Origin of the sequence: Blautia sp. DFI.1.216 (assembly GCF_020594215.1) — a bacterium.
Lineage (GTDB): Bacteria > Bacillota > Clostridia > Lachnospirales > Lachnospiraceae > Blautia_A > Blautia_A wexlerae.
The window spans coordinates 26,904-45,487 of the sequence record NZ_JAJDML010000001.1 but is presented as its reverse complement, the minus strand read 5'-3'; the positions used below and the strand labels follow the sequence as shown (position 1 = coordinate 45,487).

The 18,584-nt window shown below is 43.8% G+C and carries 16 protein-coding genes; 15 read left to right on the top strand and 1 reads right to left on the bottom strand.

Translation table 11 applies throughout. The features are described 5' to 3' along the window. Positions 1–155 precede the first annotated feature (155 nt). From rpsU to LJE11_RS00150, 10 genes are all read left to right on the top strand, one after another. Positions 156–332 carry a 30S ribosomal protein S21 gene (rpsU, locus tag LJE11_RS00195; protein WP_004222305.1) on the top strand — a complete coding sequence of 59 codons (177 nt, stop codon included), beginning with the start codon at positions 156–158 and terminating at the stop codon, positions 330–332. Positions 333–521: 189 nt separating this feature from the next. Continuing rightward, complete coding sequence (cls, locus tag LJE11_RS00190) at positions 522–2,009, top strand: cardiolipin synthase (protein ID WP_227295325.1); 1,488 nt, start codon at positions 522–524, stop codon at positions 2,007–2,009. A 167-nt stretch (positions 2,010–2,176) separates the two neighbouring features. After that, on the top strand, positions 2,177–3,376 hold the full coding sequence (locus LJE11_RS00185; protein WP_227295246.1) for a D-alanyl-D-alanine carboxypeptidase family protein: 1,200 nt from the start codon (positions 2,177–2,179) through the stop codon (positions 3,374–3,376). Positions 3,377–3,526: 150 nt separating this feature from the next. Further along, positions 3,527–4,561, top strand: coding sequence for a molybdopterin-binding protein (locus tag LJE11_RS00180; RefSeq protein WP_055053455.1), 1,035 nt, complete (start codon positions 3,527–3,529; stop codon positions 4,559–4,561). Between the two features lie 58 nt (positions 4,562–4,619). Next, positions 4,620–5,429: a metallophosphoesterase gene (locus tag LJE11_RS00175; protein ID WP_227295245.1), complete on the top strand. Its 810-nt coding sequence runs from the start codon at positions 4,620–4,622 to the stop codon at positions 5,427–5,429. Between the two features lie 67 nt (positions 5,430–5,496). Beyond that, positions 5,497–6,288, top strand: coding sequence for a segregation and condensation protein A (locus LJE11_RS00170; protein ID WP_008704506.1), 792 nt, complete (start codon positions 5,497–5,499; stop codon positions 6,286–6,288). A gap of 43 nt (positions 6,289–6,331) precedes the next feature. After that, positions 6,332–6,901: an SMC-Scp complex subunit ScpB gene (gene scpB / locus LJE11_RS00165; protein ID WP_008704505.1), complete on the top strand. Its 570-nt coding sequence runs from the start codon at positions 6,332–6,334 to the stop codon at positions 6,899–6,901. A 19-nt stretch (positions 6,902–6,920) separates the two neighbouring features. Continuing rightward, entirely contained in the window at positions 6,921–7,715 is a 795-nt protein-coding gene (locus LJE11_RS00160) for a zinc dependent phospholipase C family protein (RefSeq protein WP_055150133.1), read from the top strand. Between the two features lie 180 nt (positions 7,716–7,895). Then, positions 7,896–9,128: a D-alanyl-D-alanine carboxypeptidase family protein gene (locus LJE11_RS00155; RefSeq protein ID WP_227295243.1), complete on the top strand. Its 1,233-nt coding sequence runs from the start codon at positions 7,896–7,898 to the stop codon at positions 9,126–9,128. Positions 9,129–9,542: 414 nt separating this feature from the next. Then, positions 9,543–10,331: a shikimate kinase gene (locus LJE11_RS00150; protein WP_022381135.1), complete on the top strand. Its 789-nt coding sequence runs from the start codon at positions 9,543–9,545 to the stop codon at positions 10,329–10,331. A gap of 151 nt (positions 10,332–10,482) precedes the next feature. On the opposite strand, the gene LJE11_RS00145 is transcribed toward LJE11_RS00150, so the two are convergent. Next, positions 10,483–11,391 carry a LysR family transcriptional regulator gene (locus LJE11_RS00145; RefSeq protein WP_008704500.1) on the bottom strand — a complete coding sequence of 303 codons (909 nt, stop codon included), beginning with the start codon at positions 11,389–11,391 and terminating at the stop codon, positions 10,483–10,485. 298 nt (positions 11,392–11,689) lie between these two features. On the opposite strand from LJE11_RS00145, the gene LJE11_RS00140 reads away from it, so the two are divergent. From LJE11_RS00140 to LJE11_RS00120, 5 genes are all read left to right on the top strand, one after another. Further along, positions 11,690–12,532, top strand: coding sequence for a sugar phosphate isomerase/epimerase family protein (locus LJE11_RS00140; protein WP_022381137.1), 843 nt, complete (start codon positions 11,690–11,692; stop codon positions 12,530–12,532). 129 nt (positions 12,533–12,661) lie between these two features. Then, a complete protein-coding gene (locus LJE11_RS00135; RefSeq protein WP_227295241.1) occupies positions 12,662–14,587 on the top strand; it encodes an oxidoreductase in 1,926 nt (641 codons plus the stop codon). A 277-nt stretch (positions 14,588–14,864) separates the two neighbouring features. Further along, positions 14,865–15,749 carry a shikimate dehydrogenase gene (aroE, locus tag LJE11_RS00130; RefSeq protein WP_008704497.1) on the top strand — a complete coding sequence of 295 codons (885 nt, stop codon included), beginning with the start codon at positions 14,865–14,867 and terminating at the stop codon, positions 15,747–15,749. Positions 15,750–15,769: 20 nt separating this feature from the next. Beyond that, positions 15,770–16,969: an MFS transporter gene (locus tag LJE11_RS00125; protein ID WP_008704495.1), complete on the top strand. Its 1,200-nt coding sequence runs from the start codon at positions 15,770–15,772 to the stop codon at positions 16,967–16,969. A 232-nt stretch (positions 16,970–17,201) separates the two neighbouring features. After that, positions 17,202–18,566, top strand: a complete 1,365-nt coding sequence (locus tag LJE11_RS00120) for a hypothetical protein (RefSeq protein WP_008704493.1) — start codon at positions 17,202–17,204, stop codon at positions 18,564–18,566. Positions 18,567–18,584 lie beyond the last annotated feature (18 nt).

Genomic DNA, 18,584 nt, shown 5'->3' with positions numbered 1-18,584 from the left:
TGTGAATAGTAACTAAAAAAATCTGCAAAATTTAACCAAAAAAATGTTGACGAACCCACAGGCAATGATATATAATATCACTTGTGCAAGAAAAAATACCCAGACAGTTGTATTTTAGCACAATCTACAACTGGAGGGAGGTTAGGTGTGAGTCTATGTCAAACGTAATCGTAAAAGAGAACGAGACTTTAGATAGCGCTCTTCGCAGATTCAAGAGAAGCTGTGCAAAAGCAGGAATCCAGCAGGAAATCCGCAAAAGAGAGCATTACGAGAAACCAAGCGTTCGTCGTAAAAAGAAATCTGAAGCCGCAAGAAAACGTAAATATAATTAATTGTGCGCAAAAATCCCTGGCAGTTCTGTCAGGGATTTTTATCATAATTTGGATAATAATCAGGGGAAGGAAGTAATCTTGAAGGCAGAAAATAACAAAATACTTAAAGAAAAGAAAAACTGGATCCTTTTACTGTTAAAAAAACTGGCAAAGCTGATTTTCAACAGAATCTTTTATGTTGCGGTTGCAATGCTCGTCCAGCTCGGATGGATCTTAATGATGGTACTGCGTCTGGCCGCTTATTCCAGATACATTGATATCGGATTAAGGCTGATAGGTATTGTGCTGGTATTATGGATCCTGAATAAGGAAATAAATCCTTCCTATAAACTGGCCTGGACCATGCTGATCCTGATCCTGCCAATCCTTGGAGTGGTATTATATTTTGTATTTGGACGTTCCAGGATTGCTGCGATCATGCAGCAGCATTTTGAACAGAGGATTGAGGAGAGCAGGGAGTATCTGCGGGATCAGCCACAGACGAGGCAGAAGCTGGAAGAACTGGATTCCTCGGCTTCGAACCAGTCCAGATATATTTCGGATGTTTCCAGATTTCCGGTCCATGAGAACACAACTGCAGAGTATTTTCAGGTAGGAGACGATATGTTTCCGGTGCTTGTGAGGGAACTGAAACAGGCGAAGAAATACATTTTTATTGAATATTTCATTATCAATGATGGGGTGATGTGGCAGACAATCCTGAATATTCTGGAAGAGAAAGCTGCGGAGGGTGTGGATGTGCGCCTGATCTATGATGGATTTGGCTGTCTCACAACACTTCCCCATAAATATTATGAAGAGCTTCAGAAAAAAGGAATCAAATGTCAGGTATTTAATCCTTTCCGTCCCATTTTGAATATTATCCAGAATAACCGGGATCACAGGAAGCTTTGTATCATTGACGGATGGGTTGGATTTACGGGAGGCATCAATCTTGCAGATGAATATATCAACCAGAAAGCGCGTTTCGGACACTGGAAGGATACCGCTGTTATGCTCAAAGGGGAAGCTGTCTGGAATATGACGGTAATGTTTCTCCATATGTGGGCAGTGATCGGCAGATCTGAAGAGAGTGTCGATTATGAAGCCTATTTTCCCCACAGATATCATGAGGAAGAATTTGAGAGTGACGGATTTGTCCAGCCGTTCTGTGATACACCTCTGGATGAGGAGGTTGTCGGTGAAGATGTATATCTGAACATTATCAACAAGGCAAAAAAATATGTATATATCTGTACTCCTTATCTGATCATAGATAATGAGATGATGACTGCCCTCTGTCTGGCAGCCAAAAGCGGGGTGGATGTGCGTATTATGACGCCGGGAATCCCTGACAAGAAGCTGGTATTTATCCTTACCCAGTCCTATTACAGGCAGCTTCTGGAAGCCGGTGTAAAGATTTATGAATATCAGCCCGGTTTCCTTCACGCAAAATCCTTTGTGAGTGATGATGAGATTGGAGTTGTGGGAACCATCAACCTGGACTATCGAAGTCTTTATCTTCATTTTGAGGATGGTGTATGGATCTACAGAAACAGAGTAATACAGGATATAAAAGATGATTTTATCCAGACTATGGAATATTGCAGGCAGATAAAACCGGAATTCTGCCTGAACAGAAATATAGGGCTGCGTATCATGCAGAATATTTTCCGCGCATTTGCGCCGCTGATGTAAAATGAGCACTGAAAATCGTATTTTTATGGTTTTCAGTGCTTTTTATCTGATTATGATCAGGTATCGGATCGGATTAAGATGCATTATTTTATTGGATTGCTATATAATGAATAAAGAAAGTAGTCTTAGAGCCGGCAGCCTGCCGGTACATTGATCGGAGAGAGAATATGCGAAAAAAATGGATCTCCATAATATGCGCTATACTTATCATGGTCTGCACCATCACCGCACCTGTATATGCCGCCGGAATCTTTTTGCCTGAGGAAAGCAATACCAGACAGGCAGAATCCACAGATCTTATTGAAGCACCATCAGGAATCTTAATGGAAGCGCAGACAGGAACAGTCGTTTATCAGAAGGATGCGGATACCAGACGAAGCCCTGCCAGTATCACGAAGATCATGACGCTGATCCTGATCTTTGATGCTCTGGATAAAGGCAGCCTGAAAATGGACGACACAGTCACAACCAGTGCCCATGCAAAGTCAATGGGCGGCTCTCAGGTGTTTCTGGAGGAGGGGGAAATCCAGACAGTGGAAACCCTGATCAAATGCATTGTAATCGCGTCAGGAAATGATGCAAGCGTAGCAATGGCAGAGCATATCTGCGGCAGTGAACAGGAATTTGTCCGCCACATGAATGAACGGGCAGAAGGACTTGGGATGAAAAATACTCATTTTGAAGACTGCTGTGGTCTGACAGAATCTCCCGATCATTACACAACAGCCAGGGACATTGCCATCATGAGCAGGGAACTGATCACAAAATATCCGAAAATTCTGGAATATTCTTCCATATGGATGGAAAATATCACCCATGTGACCAGGCAGGGGACCAAGGAATTCGGACTTACCAATACCAACAAACTGATCCGCAGCTACGAGGGATGTGTCGGCCTGAAAACAGGAAGCACCAGTATTGCAAAATACTGTCTCAGCGCAGTTGCAAAAAGAAATGACATTACTCTGATCGCAGTAGTGATGGCAGCCCCGGACTATAAAGTGCGATTTAAAGATGCTGCCTCCATGTTAAATTATGGCTTTTCAAAATGCAGCCTGTACATAGATAAGAAAATGGAAGCTCTGCCTGAGATCCCGGTCAGAAATGGAAAGAAAAAGACGGTTTCCCTGGTTTATGAAGAACAGTTTCACTATCTGGATACCACAGGACAGAATATCGGGAATGTAAAAAGAAAGCTGAGAATCCACAGGGAAGTAAAGGCTCCGGTGAAAAAGAACACCCTGGCAGGGGAGATGATCTATTCCGTCGATGGGAAGGAACTGGGAAGAGTGCGGATCCTTTATGGGGAAAATGCAGGAAAAGCCACATATCCGGACTGCCTGAAAAAAGTCTTCATGAGATTGTAAACGTTACTGAGAACAGAGTGAACAGTAACCTGTAAACAAAAAGTATTTTGGACAATTCTATAATTTTTTGACAAAGGACAGCAATCCGATGTATAATAAAATCCAAATGGGTATTGAGGGAAATAAAAAACAAAAGGAAGGTACTATATAATGAAAGAAATCCGTACAGAAGATGCCGTAGGGCACATTTTATGCCATGACATCACACAGATTATCAAAGATGTAAAAAAAGGGGTGCTTTTTAAGAAAGGTCATATTGTCAGAGAAGAGGATATTCCTCTGTTACTCTCTGTAGGAAAAGAACATTTATATGTGTGGGAGAAGAAAGAAGGAATCCTTCATGAGAATGAAGGTGCAGAGATCCTTTATAAGATCTGTGCCGGAGATTCGGACACCATGCATGGTTCTGATATAAAAGAGGGAAAGATCGAGCTGATCGCAGACATTGACGGAGTGCTTAAAATCCGCAGAGAAGCTCTGCTGGCTGTCAACTCACTTGGAGAGATGATGATCGCATCCCGCCATGGAGATTTTCCTGTAAAGAAGGGCGACAAACTTGCAGGAACCAGAATTATCCCTCTGGTGATCGAGAAGGAGAAAATGGATCGTGCAGCAGAGGTGGCAGGCACAGAGCCGATCTTTTCCATTCTGCCATATAAGAAGAAAAAGGTGGGTATCGTAACAACAGGAAGTGAAGTGCAGAAAGGTCTGATCACTGACACCTTCACTCCTGTACTGAGAGATAAATTTGCAAAATTTCCATCAGAGGTCATCGGTCAGACAAAACCGGGTGACGATATGGAGCAGATAACAGCCGATATCCTGAAATTTATCGAAGAGGGAGCCGATATGGTAGTCTGCAGCGGTGGAATGAGCGTAGATCCGGATGACAGAACTCCGGGTGCGATCAAAGCAACAGGAACCCGCATCGTATCCTACGGTGCACCCGTACTTCCGGGAGCTATGATGCTGGTTTCCTATTATGAGAAAGACGGCAGGCAGATACCGATCCTTGGGCTTCCGGGATGTGTTATGTATGCAAAGAATACCATCTTTGATCTGCTTCTGCCGAGACTGATGGCAGATGATGAGATCACATTATCAGAGATTAACCAACTTGGAGAGGGTGGACTCTGCCTGAACTGTGATGTCTGTACATTCCCGAACTGCGGATTCGGGAAATGATATCCCGCAAAGTGCGTTGCCAGACACAAAGTGAACATAAAGGGAAAAGAAAACTTGCATGAAAAGATTTAAAACCGTACATTATACAATCCATTCTAACAAAATAAAGGATGCGAGAGGCATCAGATTTGCTGTGATCGCAGATCTTCATGGCATGGAATTTGGCCCTGATAACAGAAAGCTTCTGGAGACGATCCACCGGTACAGACCGGATGGGATTCTCATTGCCGGTGATATGATCGTGAGAAATGATTCTGCTTCTTTAAAGACTGCATCATCTCTTCTGAGGAGCCTGGCTCAGCAGTATCCTGTTTATTATGCATTGGGAAACCATGAATATAAGCTGTACAGGACAGATCCTCAGGAGAACTGTATGGCAGCCCGATATCAGGAATATGAAAAGGAGCTGAAGACAGTCGGGATCCATATCCTGCATAATGAATCCTGCAGCCTGCAGGTGGGAAAAACCAGCCTTACTGTCTATGGTCTGGAAGTACCTCTGATCTATTATAAAAAGCCATTTTCTCCACAGCTTAAAAGAGAGGAAATCAGGGAACTGATCGGAGAACCATCTTCTGATTCCCTGAATATTCTTCTGGCCCACAGTCCCAAATATGGAGATACCTATTTTGACTGGGGGGCAGATCTGATCCTGAGCGGGCATTATCATGGAGGGATTGTAAGAATTGGCAGGCACAATGGGTTGCTTTCCCCACAGCTTCATCCATTTCCGAAGTTCTGCTGCGGAGATTTCCACAGGAAGGAACAGCATATGCTGGTAAGCGCAGGAGCAGGGGAACACACCATACCTGTAAGGATCCATAATCCCAGGGAATTGCTGATGGTGGATCTGAAACCGAATGCCTGAGAACATTGTTACTGTCTGCTGACTGTATGGCAGCGAAATATTTACTTGAAAAGGAAAAGACTGTGCTATGGGAATTCCGGTAAAGCTGGAAGTATTTGAAGGTCCTCTGGATCTCTTACTGCACCTTATCGAAAAAAATAAAATAGATATCTATGATATCCCCATCGTGGAGATCACAGATCAGTATATGGAATACATCCATGCCATGGAGCGGGAAGACCTTGGAATCATGAGTGAGTTTATGGTTATGGCAGCCACATTGCTGGATATCAAGTGTAAAATGCTTCTCCCGAAAGAAGTCAATGAGGAGGGAGAAGAGGAAGATCCAAGAGCGGAACTGGTGGAGAAACTTCTGGAATATAAGATGTATAAGTTTATGTCCTATGAGCTGAAGGACAAGATGGACGATGCGGCAAATGTATTCTTTAAAGAGCCCACTCTTCCCGATGAGGTACTGCAGTACAGAGAGCCTGTAGATCCAAAGGAACTTCTGGCAGGTCTCACACTGGAGAAGCTGAATGCAATCTACAAGTCTATCATCCGCAGGCAGGAAGACAAGGTCGATCCTATCCGAAGCAAATTCGGAACCATCGAGAAGGAAGAGGTCAGTCTGTCTGATAAGATGATAGAGATCAAAGATTTTGCCCGTACCCATCGGAAATTCAGCTTCCGAAATCTCCTGGAGAGTCAGTGCTCGAAAGTACAGGTGATCGTCACCTTTCTATCCATACTGGAACTGATGAAAATGGGACATATCCATGTGGAGCAGGACGGACTGTTCGATGATATCTCTGTTGAAGTACAGACAGACCCGGATACATGGAAGAATCTTACAGAATTTGCGGAAGATGAACCATAGAATACAGAGATCAATATGTAATAAAAGGAATGAGGAAGACTGAGTGAAGATTAAGGAGACAGAAGCTGCGATAGAAGCAATACTTTTTGCAATGGGCGGTTCCGTAGAACTGCCCCGGATCGCCAGAGCCATCGGTGTGGACGAGAAGACAACAGGAAGGATCATCCGCAATATGATGGACCGTTATCAGGAAGAGAACAGAGGCATCCAGATCATAGAGCTGGAGAATTCTTTCCAGATGTGTACAAAGAAAGAATATTATCAGTATCTGATCAATATTGCCCTGCATCCTCAGAAGCCGGCACTGTCAGATGTTATGCTGGAAACCTTATCCATCATTGCATACAAACAGCCGGTTACAAAGGCGGAGATCGAGAAGATCCGAGGGGTAAAATGTGACCACGCCATCAACAAGCTGGTAGAATACAGTCTGGTCAGGGAGCTGGGGCGTCTGGATGCCCCCGGACGTCCGATCCTGCTCGGGACCACGGAAGAGTTTCTGCGCTGCTTCGGCGTACAGGATCTGGAATCCCTGCCTGTCCCTGATCCTGTCCAGATAGAGGACTTTAAGGCAGAGGCAGAGGAAGAAATCCAGCTGAAACTGGATGTGTAAGATAAAGGAGAAAAAACTAATGCCAACCACATATGCACATGATTTATTTGGAAAAGAAGTATATAAGAGACTGCCTTCAGATATGAAAGCCCTGATCCGCAGACATGGGGACTTGTACAGGATCGGTTTACATGGGCCGGATATCCTGTTCTACTATATGGTTTCAAAGAATCCTGTCACCCAGTTCGGGATTGAGATGCATCATGAAAAGGCAAGAGCCTTTTTTGAAGAAGGGATGCGGCAGGTCAGAAGAAATGATGATGAGGCACTTTTTGCATATCTTCTTGGATTTGGCTGTCATTATATTCTGGACTCCGCATGCCATCCCTATGTAAATAAGATGGCTGCAGAAGGCGTCATTCCTCACATTGTTCTGGAGAAGGAATTTGACCGTGTGCTTATGGAAGAGACAGGCAAAGATCCTGACCATTATTATCCGGCCTGCGGGATCATGCCGAAGATGGAATATGCCAGAGTGATCCACAGGGCCATTCCTCTGGTGAAAACCATAAACATTTATATTTCTGTCAGGATGATGAAAATTCTTACCAATTTCATGGTGTGTGATGACCATGGAAGAAAACGCAGGATTCTGGGGAAACTTCTGAGACTGGGAGGAGAGTCCATCGGCTCTGTCATTGAACATTTCATGACTGCCGAAGCAGTAGAGCAGGCAAAAGCTCCCATGCCTGAACTTGAGAGGCTTTACAGAGAGGCGGTTCCTGAAGCTGTGGAATATCTGGGAGAACTTTATACCTTAAGAGAGGGAGCTTATCATCTGAGCAAAAGATGGGACCGGACTTATAACGGGTAATGGGCATATCCCGATATTTTTCGGAACTGTGACAGTCATATTCCGGACATGCAGGCATAAATTATCTTATAGGGTGAAGCAAAATCCTGCAGATATCCTGTAAACAACAGATCTGTGAATAACCGTAAATTATGAACAGTGATATTCATGGATTGCCAGCATGTGAGGTGGAGTATGAGAATGAAACATATTGCCGCTGTCATTGTTGTGACGGCGGTATTATTGTTTACGCAGACATACACCTCCGCCCGGGGAGCGGAGTACAAAATACCTCAGACAGTAGACATGACACCTGTTGCAGAAGAACCGGCAGAACTGTACGCATTATCAGCAGTCCTCATGGACGGAGAGTCAGGCAGAGTACTCTATGAAAAGGACGGAGAGCGGCCTCTGGCAAATGCCAGCACAACCAAGGTGCTTACCTGTATTGTGGCACTGGAGAACTCTCCGGGGGATGATTATGTTCAGGTTTCTCAGAATGCGGCATCCCAGCCGGAAGTAAAGCTAGGACTTCAGAAAGGAGAACAGTATTATCTGGAGGATCTTCTGTACTCCCTTATGCTGAAAAGCCACAATGATACAGCGGTTGCCATTGCAGAACACTGCGGGGGAAGCGTGGAAGGCTTTGCCAGAATGCTCAACCGGAAAGCAAAACAGATAGGATGTAAGAATACGTATTTTATTACACCCAATGGCCTGGATGCTGAGGATGAGAACGGAAAACATCACACAACAGCCAAAGATCTGGCACTGATCATGCGCTATGCTATTAAAAACGAAACATTCCTGCACATTGCACAGACCAGAGACTATACATTCTCTGAGATCACAGGAAAGAGAACCTTTTCCGTACATAATGCCAATGCATTTCTTGACATGAGAGACGGAGTTCTTGCCGGAAAAACAGGCTATACTTCCCAGGCTGGCTACTGTTATGTATGTGCATGGGAAAAAGAGGGCAAAACATTTATCGTCAGTCTCCTTGGCTGTGGGTGGCCCAACCACAAAACCTATAAATGGAGTGACACAGAGAAACTGCTGGACTTCGGAGATTACAACTATGAGTACGAAACCTACTGGAAAGAACCACAGACCGGAAAAATCCTGGTAACAGACGGTGTGGAAGATGGTCAGGATATAGGAACGAAAATCTATCTGAGAGGTAAATGCAGTGTAACCGCATATGACAGGGAAAAAGAAGTCCTTCTGAAAAAAGGGGAAACTGTAACCTGTAAAATAGAAATTCCACAGAAAGTCAGTGCACCGGTTCTTAAGGGGGAGAAGCTTGGCCGCATTGCCTATTACCTGGATGGAAAACTGATAGATTTTTATCCGGTCTATGCGGAGAAATCAGTGGAAAAAATCAGTTTTAAATGGTACACTGAAAAAGTATTTCATGATTTTTTTCATTAGATACATTTATATGGGAACCTATAGCAGTCCCAGTAAATAATGCATCTTAATCCGGCTCAGCAGAGTGTGAAATCCTGCGTCAGATATCTTTGCCGTGCGTCAGCACGCCTGCAGAAATCTTCCTTGTCTTTCGCACTCTGCTAAACTGTCTTAAATGCATTATTTACTGGGACTGCTATAAAAGAACCGTCATCAGAGTCTTGCCATAGAATCGTCTGTCGAATTCATAGAAAAAAACTATCGAACAGATGAAATAATTTAATGGTTTAAAGGGTTGCTATACGAAAGCGATATTGATATAATAAATCTTAACAGTCGGCATTCATATATTGCCGTTCGTGAATAGTTTATGGCAGTTTGTGACTGATCTGCGGTCTGCTGCAAGCTGACATAGGAAAGACAGAGGAAAGAGATATGAATCAGTTAGAAATACTCAGAGAGAGTCTTGGCCAGTGTGATGAGATCATTCTGGATGCACTTATCATGCGTAACAGGATCGTGGAGGACATTATGGCATATAAAGAAGCCAACGGACTCCAGATTTTACAGCCTGAGCAGGAAGCGAAGCAGAAAGAATGGCTGGAGAAGAGAATGGAAGGCAGACGCCATAAGGACGAGGTTTCCGATGTATTTGAATGCATCCGCACAAACAGTAAACGGATCCAGGCAAGAAAACTCTTCAACTACAACATCGTGCTGATCGGTTTCATGGGTGCCGGAAAGTCCACAATTTCTGATTTCCTTAAGAATGTATTTGCCATGGATGTGGTAGAGATGGATCAGATCATTGCCCAGAGACAGGGAATGAGTATTTCCGATATCTTCGAGACATACGGTGAGCAGTATTTCCGTGACCTTGAGACAAACCTGCTTATCGAAATGCAGTCACGCAGCAATGTTGTGATCTCCTGCGGCGGTGGTACTCCAATGAGAGAGTGCAATGTAGTAGAGATGAAGAAGAATGGCCGTGTTGTTCTCCTCACAGCAAAACCGGAGACAATCCTTGACCGCGTCAAAAATAACCATGACCGTCCGCTGATCGAGAACAATAAGACTGTTCCATTTATCGCAGATCTGATGGAGAAACGCCGCGCTAAATACGAGGCAGCGGCTGATATCATCATCGAAACAGATGGCAAGAACGAACTGGAAATCTGCGAAGAACTGGTACACAGACTCCGCACCATGGATGAAGAAAAATAATATAACATGACAGATCTGGTTTATGATATCAGAAGTGCCGGATATCAAGTCATAATATTGAATGTATCGGTTATTATAAAAAGATATGGGGTGTCTCGACTGACGGGACAGTCCCATATCTTTTTGTATTCTGATATTTTATTAAGTCAGATCAGCTGGTCTTATAATCCCATTCCTTCTGTGCCTGCTCGATCACATATTTCTTAAATGCTTCCACAACCGGTGGATGGTATACGTTCTTCAGCATCGCCATATAGAAGTTTCTTTGCCAGCTTGGAGAAACTAAGGGAAGGATCTTTACATTCAGAGACTGCAGGATCGGAATATTGGGAGCTACGCAGATTCCAAAGCCGTTGGAGACAAAGCCTGCAGCAACCTGATCCTCGTCAATCTCATAAGCCACATCCGGTGTCTGCCCGATACATTCAAATAGTCCGTCAATGATCTGTCTCAGGCCACTTCTCTTCTTAAATATAATCTGTTTATAAGGAATGGTATCCTCCAGCCGTACTTCATCCTTTACTGCCAGCGGATGATCAAGAGGTACGATCACAACCAGCTCCTGTCTGGCAACCGGAATAAACTCGATCAGCGGCTCATTATCAAGTTTGGAACAGAACCCCAGATCATATTTCTTCTCTTTTAATCCGTTCAGAATATCAGATGTTAAAACTTTATCACAATACAGATTAAAATCTATCTTTTTAGTAGGATTTTCCTCCAGAAATCCCCGCATGATCTTAGGAAGAAAATCAATTCCAAGTGTACGCAGGAATACCACATCAATGCAGCCTTCCCCTTTACCTGCCAGCTTCAGACTGTTCACAGAAGAGTCCAGACGGTTCAGTACCTCTTCCACGTCATTCAGGAAAACTTTTCCATACTTGGTAAGAGTAACATTCCTTCCATTTTTTTCAAACAGTTTTACGCCCAGTTCTTCCTCGAGAGTGGAGATCGCATAACTCAGCGAAGGCTGGGTGATCGCCAGAATATCAGCGGCTTTTGTGTAATGTTCAATATGAGCCAGCGTAGAAAAGTACCGCAGATGATACAGGTTCATAGAAAAACTCCTTTCTCTGATAAGTATTTTATAAGTGACTATATTTTATGTGCAGGCTTTTACAGTCCTTTAATGCTTCGGAAAACTATAATTATAGTCACTCTTGCACAAATAATCCGCGCTGTATTTGTCATATACGTAGATTATATCATGATGTATTGAAAAAATCTATGAATTTAAAGGATAGAACTAATTTGTTTTATATTTAACAAAGATATATAATGCTTATATCAAAAAGATACAAAATATTATCAAAATAAATAGAAAAATTATGCGATTTTATCAGGAGGACAAAAAGATGTCAAAAGAATTTCCAATTACTATCAGTTCCTGGACACTGGGAGATCAGTGCAAATTTGAAGACAGAGTGATCGCTGCAAAGAACGCAGGATACGAAGGAATCGGCCTTCGTGCAGAAACTTATGTAGATGCGTTGAATGAGGGACTTTTTGACAAAGACATTCTTGCTATTCTGGACAAACATGGTATGAAAGTAACAGAGGTTGAGTACATCGTACAGTGGGCTGAAGAACACAGATCTTACGAACAGAAATACAAAGAACAGCTCTGCTTCCATATGTGTGAATTATTTGACGTAAAACAGATCAACTGCGGTCTGATGGAAAACTACTCCGTAGAATATACTGCTCAGAAATTAAGAGAATTATGCCAGAGAGCAGGAAAATACATCATCGGTGTTGAGCCAATGCCATACAGCGGAATCCCGGATATGAAAAAAGGCTGGGCAGTTGTAAAGGCAGCTGACTGCGAGAATGCAAAACTGATCATGGATACCTGGCACTGGGTAAGAGCAAATCAGCCGGTTGACCTTTCTGTGATCGAAGACATCCCGGCAGACAAGATCGTATCCATCCAGATCAACGATGTATGGGAAAGACCATATGCAACAACAATCTTAAGAGACGAATCCATGCATGACCGTCTTGCTCCCGGAACAGGAATCGGATGTACAGCAGCGTTCGTTAAGATGGTAAAAGAAAAAGGAATCAAACCAAACGCAATCGGTGTAGAAGTCATCAGCGATGCAATCCTTGCAAAAGGACTTGAATATGCTGCAAACCATACATATGAGAACACAAAGAAAGTGCTTGAGGAAGCATGGCCGGAAGTTCTTCAGTAAGTATCTGACGGATAAACCAACAGATTAAAGGATCAGGCAGAAATCTCCACGCCTGTCTGATCCGGATTTTTGATGAGATAAAAAATACTGAAAATATAAATAAAATCCAGAGAAAAAGGAGAAGGTTACATGAAATTCAATGCAATGTTTCAGCCGATCAACATCGGTCCAATGACAGTAAAGAACCGCTTCGTAGTTCCGCCAATGGGAAACAACTTTGCAAACACAGACGGAAGCATGAGTGAACAGTCCGCAGCTTATTATCGTGAAAGAGCAAAAGGCGGCTTCGGTCTGATCACAATCGAAGCAACAGTAGTACATAAAGGCGCAAAGGGCGGTCCTCGCAAACCATGTCTTTATGATGACTCCACAATCGAAAGCTTCCGCAAGGTAGTAGATGCCTGTCATGCAGAGGGAGCAAAGGTTTCCGTACAGCTTCAGAATGCAGGTCCTGAAGGAAATGCAAAGAACGCAGGTGCACCGATCGAGGCAGCTACAAGTATTCCGTCAGACTGCGGAAGAGATACACCAAAGGAAGTTACAACTGAAGAAGTTTATGAACTGGTAAAAGGCTATGGCCTCGCAGCAAAGAGAGCCATGGAAGCAGGCGTAGATGCAGTTGAGATTCATATGGCACATGGATATCTGGTAAGTACCTTCCTTTCTCCGAGAACGAACAAGAGACTGGATGAATTTGGTGGTTCCTTTGAGAACAGAATGCGTTTCTCCCGTCTGATCATCGAAGAAGTAAAGAAGATGACAGAAGGAAAGATCGCAGTTCTTGCAAGAATCAACAGCTGTGATGAAGTACCGGGCGGTCTTGATGTGCATGACAGTGCTGCGATCGCTGCATATCTGGAAGGATGCGGACTGGATGCCATCCATGTATCCAGAGCTGTTCACATCCGCGATGAATTTATGTGGGCACCGACAGTCACACACGGCGGTTTCTCCGCTTCTCAGGTAGAAGAGATCAAACGTGCCGTATCTATCCCGGTGATCACAGTAGGACGTTATACAGAACCACAGTTTGCGGAATTGATGGTAAAAGAAGGACGCTGTGACCTGGTTGCATTCGGACGTCAGAGCCTTGCAGATCCTTATATGCCATTAAAAGCGCAGGAAGAAAGACTGGAGGATATGATCCCATGTATCGCATGTCTTCAGGGCTGCGTGGCAAACATGTATGCAGGAAACCCTGTATGCTGTCTTGTAAACCCATTCCTTGGACATGAAGCTGAGGGCATTGCTCCTGCAGAAAAAGCGAAAAAAGTAATGGTAATCGGCGGCGGTGTTGCAGGTCTTTGCGCTGCATTTATCGCACAGGAAAAAGGTCATCAGGTAACACTTTATGAAGCAAGTGATAAACTTGGCGGAAACATGCGTCTTGCTGCTTATCCTCCGGGAAAAGGCGACATCACAAACATGATCCGCAGCTATATCGTACGCTGCCAGAAAGCAGGCGTAACAATCAAAATGAATCAGGAAGTAACTCTGGATCTTATCAGGGAGGAGAAACCAGACAGCGTAATTGTTGCTTCCGGTTCCAGAACACTGATTCTTCCAATCGAAGGTATCGACAATCCTGCAATTATCCATGGCTCTGATCTCCTTGACGGCAAGAGAGCAGCAGGAAAGAAAGTACTGGTTGTAGGCGGCGGAATGGTAGGATGCGAGACAGCAGCATTCCTCGGTGAGCAGAACCATGATGTAACAGTCATTGAGTTCAGAGACACTGTAGGTGCCGACGTGATCCACGAGCATAGAGTTTACCTGATGAAAGATTTCGAAGATTACAAGATCAAAGAGATCACAGGTGCAAAGGTATGCAAATTCTATGAGGACGGCGTAGAGTACGGGACAGCAGACGGACAGAGACATGAATCCAGAGGCTATGATTCTGTCATTCTTTCCATGGGATTCAGAAACTACAACCCATTCGGCGAAGAGATCAAAGCCATCGTACCGGATACCTATGTGATCGGCGATGCCACCCGCGCAAGAAGAGCACTTGATGCTACGAAAGAAGCGTATGAGGTAGCTTCCACATTATGATGATATCAGGGTCAAAAGTTCAAAAAGTCGTTCGTGCTTGCACGATAAGATTTTTGAACCTGGGACCCGCCAAACATGAGAAAGTAGCGATTTACGCAGTAAATCAGCGAATTTCGAATCTTATAATTTATTCGTTTTATAGTTGCAGTTAAGAGACGCTGTATGATATTATCAGCGGACAGCAGCTTGAAAATGATTTTACAAATGAAAAATATCCGGGTACATATATAAAATGTATCCGGATTCTGACAAAAATATTTCAGGAGGCAAACAGGAAATGGAACAGAGAATTAAAGGAACAACAGGATTAATGGCACTTATCGGAAGCCCGGTAGGACACTCAGGATCACCGGCAATGTATAACTTCAGCTTCCGTCATCATAACCTTGACTATGCTTACATGGCATTTGACATCAAGGAAGACCAGGTTCCGGCTGCTCTGGATGCAATCCGTCTTTTCAAAATGAGAGGCGCAAACGTAACTATGCCATGCAAGAACGAAGCTGCAAAACACATGGATGAGCTGTCACCTGCAGCAAGAATCATCGGTGCAGTTAACACAATCGTTAATGAAGACGGCAAATTAGTAGGACATATCACAGACGGTATCGGATTTGTCCGCAACTTAAAAGAACATGGCGTTGATGTGAAAGGCAAAAAAATGGTAGTTCTCGGTGCAGGCGGTGCTGCAACAGCAATCCAGGTACAGTGTGCATTAGACGGTGCAGAATCCATTTCTATCTTCAATCCGAAAGACCCATTCTTTGCACGTGCAGAGTCCACAGCAGAGAAACTGAGCAAAGAAACACCGGATTGTAAAGTTTCTGTATTTGATCTGGCAGATGAGGCAAAACTGAAAGAAGAGGTTGCAAACGCAGACATCCTCGTGAACGCAACACTTGCAGGAATGAAACCTCACGAAGAGCTTACTCTGATCAAAGATAAATCCATGTTCCGCCCTGACCTTGTAGTAGCAGACGTTGTTTACAATCCTGCTGAAACAAGAATGGTAAAAGAAGCCAAAGAAGCAGGCTGCAAGCTTGCAATCGGCGGAAAAGGAATGCTGTTATGGCAGGGAGCTGCAGCTTACAAACTCTACACAGGACTGGAAATGCCAACAGCTGAATACCAGAAATTCCAGGAAGAAAACGAAAACAAGTAATAATAACCTAGGAGACCAAAATGAAACAGAAAACAAACAAAATGCTCATTTTCACCTCCCTTGCAGCATATTTCACTTATTTCATCCATGGAATCGGTGCTTCTATCCTGGGGCAGTACAAACCGGAGTTTGCAGCTGCCTGGGGTGCGAAGCCCCTGGCCGATGGCACACTGGATGTAAGTATGGTAGTATCTGTAATTGCAGCACTTGGACTGGGGCGTCTGATTTCTCTTCCTTTCTCCGGTCCTCTGTCTGACAAATACGGAAGAAAACTGAGCGGAATTATCGGCGTGCTCTGTTATGTAGCATACTTCTTTGGAATGGCTAATTCCACATCCATGGCAATGGGATATGCATTTGCAGTGATCGGCGGAATCGCAAACTCTTTCCTCGATACCTGCGTAAGCCCCACCTGCATGGAAATCTATGTAAACAACCCGTCAGTAGCCAACCTGTTTACAAAATTTTCCATCTGCCTGAGCCAGTTCCTGCTTCCATTCCTGATCGGAATCGTAGCATCTGCAAATATGTCATATAAGACAATCTTTATTGTAGCAGGTATTGCAATCCTCATTGACGGAATCCTGATCCTGATCCTCCCTTTTCCGGCGAGAAAGAAGGCAGTACAGGCTAAAGCTGATAAGAAGAAATCCGGACACAAGATTTCCCCTGCAGCGATTGCTGCAATTCTGATCGGATTCACTAGCTCCTCAACCTTTATGTTATGGCTGAACTGTAATCAGGAACTTGCCCGTTCCTATGGTATGGCAGACCCTTCAAAGATCCAGTCCCTGTATGCCCTGGGAACTGCAACTGCCATCCTTGCAACAGCAGCATTTATCAAAAAAGGTCTGAAAGAGATTAACGTCCTGATCCTCTATCCGTTAATCTCTACAATTATGCTGGCTCTCTGCTACTTTATCCAGGCTCCGTTTATTTGTCTGGTAGGTGGTTTTGTGATCGGATATGCAGGTGCAGGCGGTGTTCTCCAGCTGGCAGTTTCCACAACAGCAGAGTTCTTCCCTGAGAACAAAGGAACAGCAACCTCACTGGTAATGATCGCATCTAGCATCGCAAACTATACGATCTTAAGCCTTGCAGGATACATTACCAAAGTGGGCGGAAGCAGTGCTCCGAGAATGATTCTTCTTCTGAATATGGCAGTGACTATTATCGGTATCCTGCTCGCTCTTTTTGTAAAGAAAAACAGAAATAAGTAAGCCAGTAAGTGATAGAAATAAATAAGCGATAGAAATAAATAAGATACAGAAATCCTGTGATATTGAAATCCAATCTAACTGAAGATACGTTTGGACGTTACAAGCTTCAAATTTTTTCCGGTCGGATTGGATTTTATTAAAAACTGGATTGTTTAAAAATTAACAAAAAAGATAGAATATACAAGCTGAAATATAGAAGTAATCTAACAATTCACTGAAAAGGAGAAATTGTATGGCACATACAAGAACACAAAGAAGAGAAAATGAACTGCCCTACATCCCCTTTGGACCATTTCAGATAAGACTTCCATTCATACACTACAAGATAGAATCTGTTGAGTTCATTCAGGGTCTAATCCTGGGCGTTACTGCGCTGGCTGCTGTTCCCTATCTGGAGCAGTATCTGGGGCTTCCTTATGAGCTGGCGTGGAGCTGTGTAATTATTGAAACCTTCCTTTATCTGCTTCACAGCCTGCTTGGCGATCCGGTAGTACCGGGGTGGATCACACCCACACTGCCGCTGACCATTGTATTTCTGGAAGGCTTCCCCATGGGAAAAGAGAGAATACAGGCTATGATCGCACTGCAGATGCTGGTAGGTCTGGTATTTATTTTTATGGGTGTGACCAGACTGGCGGATAAATTTGTTCATGCAGTTCCCAATTCTGTTAAAGGCGGAATCCTTCTTGCAGCACCTGTTACAGTTATGGCAGGACAGCTGGGTGAGAATGGAAATATGCACAAATATCCTCTGGCTATTGTTGCAGGTGTAGGTCTCCTGATCCTGATCAGCTTCTCTGACAAATATCAGGAGAAGAGAAAAAACAATAAGTTTCTTGACCTGGTTGCAAGATATGGAAATCTCTTCCCCTATCTTATCGCAATGGTAGTAGGACTTCTGGTTGGAGAACTGGATGCTCCGGGACTGGAGATTGGTACTTTTATCAAGATTCCTCAGTTTAAAGATATCATTGATCAGGTGAGCATCTTCGGCGTAGGGATTCCTCCTGCATCTATGTTTATCAAAGCACTACCGCTGGCACTGGTGTGCTATGTTATTGCATTTGGTGATTTTGTTACTACAGAGACCCTTGTATCAGAGGCACGTCAGGCAAGAGATGATGAGTATATTGATTTCAATTCCAGCCGTTCCAATCTGGTAAGCGGTCTGAGAAACCTGATCCTGTCTATCATTGCACCATTTCCTCCCCTTTCCGGTCCGTTATGGGTTGGAATGACTGTATCCGTATCCATGCGTTATAAAGAAGGAAAGAAAGCAATGAAGTCTCTTCTCGGAGGAATGGCTTCTTTCAGACTGGCCACATTCTTAAGTGTGCTGATCATTCCTGTAGTAAGCTTCTTTCGCCCGATCTTCGGAGTAGGATCTTCCATTACTCTGATGTTCCAGGCGTTTGTATGTGCGAGAATTGGTATGGATTACTGTAAGAGCGACAGAGACAAGATGATTGCAGGCGTTATGGCAGCAGTCCTCGCAACCCAGGGAACTGCATGGGCATCTGCATGGGCTCTGGCAGTAGGCTTCGGACTGAATGTTTTCCTGTCCAACTGGAATCCCCTTGAGAAAAATCATAGATGATTAATGGAATCTGTGTTA

Bases quoted from the DNA above. Each gene is read 5' to 3' on its own strand.
- LJE11_RS00120 (WP_008704493.1), top strand. From the start codon at position 17,202: ATGGCACATACAAGAACACAAAGAAGAGAAAATGAACTGCCCTACATC.
- rpsU (WP_004222305.1), top strand. From the start codon at position 156: ATGTCAAACGTAATCGTAAAAGAGAACGAGACTTTAGATAGCGCTCTT.
- LJE11_RS00160 (WP_055150133.1), top strand. From the start codon at position 6,921: ATGCCAACCACATATGCACATGATTTATTTGGAAAAGAAGTATATAAG.
- cls (WP_227295325.1), top strand. From the start codon at position 522: ATGCTCGTCCAGCTCGGATGGATCTTAATGATGGTACTGCGTCTGGCC.
- LJE11_RS00135 (WP_227295241.1), top strand. From the start codon at position 12,662: ATGAAATTCAATGCAATGTTTCAGCCGATCAACATCGGTCCAATGACA.
- LJE11_RS00185 (WP_227295246.1), top strand. From the start codon at position 2,177: ATGCGAAAAAAATGGATCTCCATAATATGCGCTATACTTATCATGGTC.
- LJE11_RS00150 (WP_022381135.1), top strand. From the start codon at position 9,543: ATGAATCAGTTAGAAATACTCAGAGAGAGTCTTGGCCAGTGTGATGAG.
- LJE11_RS00145 (WP_008704500.1), bottom strand. From the start codon at position 11,391: ATGAACCTGTATCATCTGCGGTACTTTTCTACGCTGGCTCATATTGAA.
- LJE11_RS00140 (WP_022381137.1), top strand. From the start codon at position 11,690: ATGTCAAAAGAATTTCCAATTACTATCAGTTCCTGGACACTGGGAGAT.
- LJE11_RS00175 (WP_227295245.1), top strand. From the start codon at position 4,620: ATGAAAAGATTTAAAACCGTACATTATACAATCCATTCTAACAAAATA.
- LJE11_RS00155 (WP_227295243.1), top strand. From the start codon at position 7,896: ATGAAACATATTGCCGCTGTCATTGTTGTGACGGCGGTATTATTGTTT.
- LJE11_RS00170 (WP_008704506.1), top strand. From the start codon at position 5,497: ATGGGAATTCCGGTAAAGCTGGAAGTATTTGAAGGTCCTCTGGATCTC.
- LJE11_RS00125 (WP_008704495.1), top strand. From the start codon at position 15,770: ATGAAACAGAAAACAAACAAAATGCTCATTTTCACCTCCCTTGCAGCA.
- LJE11_RS00180 (WP_055053455.1), top strand. From the start codon at position 3,527: ATGAAAGAAATCCGTACAGAAGATGCCGTAGGGCACATTTTATGCCAT.
- aroE (WP_008704497.1), top strand. From the start codon at position 14,865: ATGGAACAGAGAATTAAAGGAACAACAGGATTAATGGCACTTATCGGA.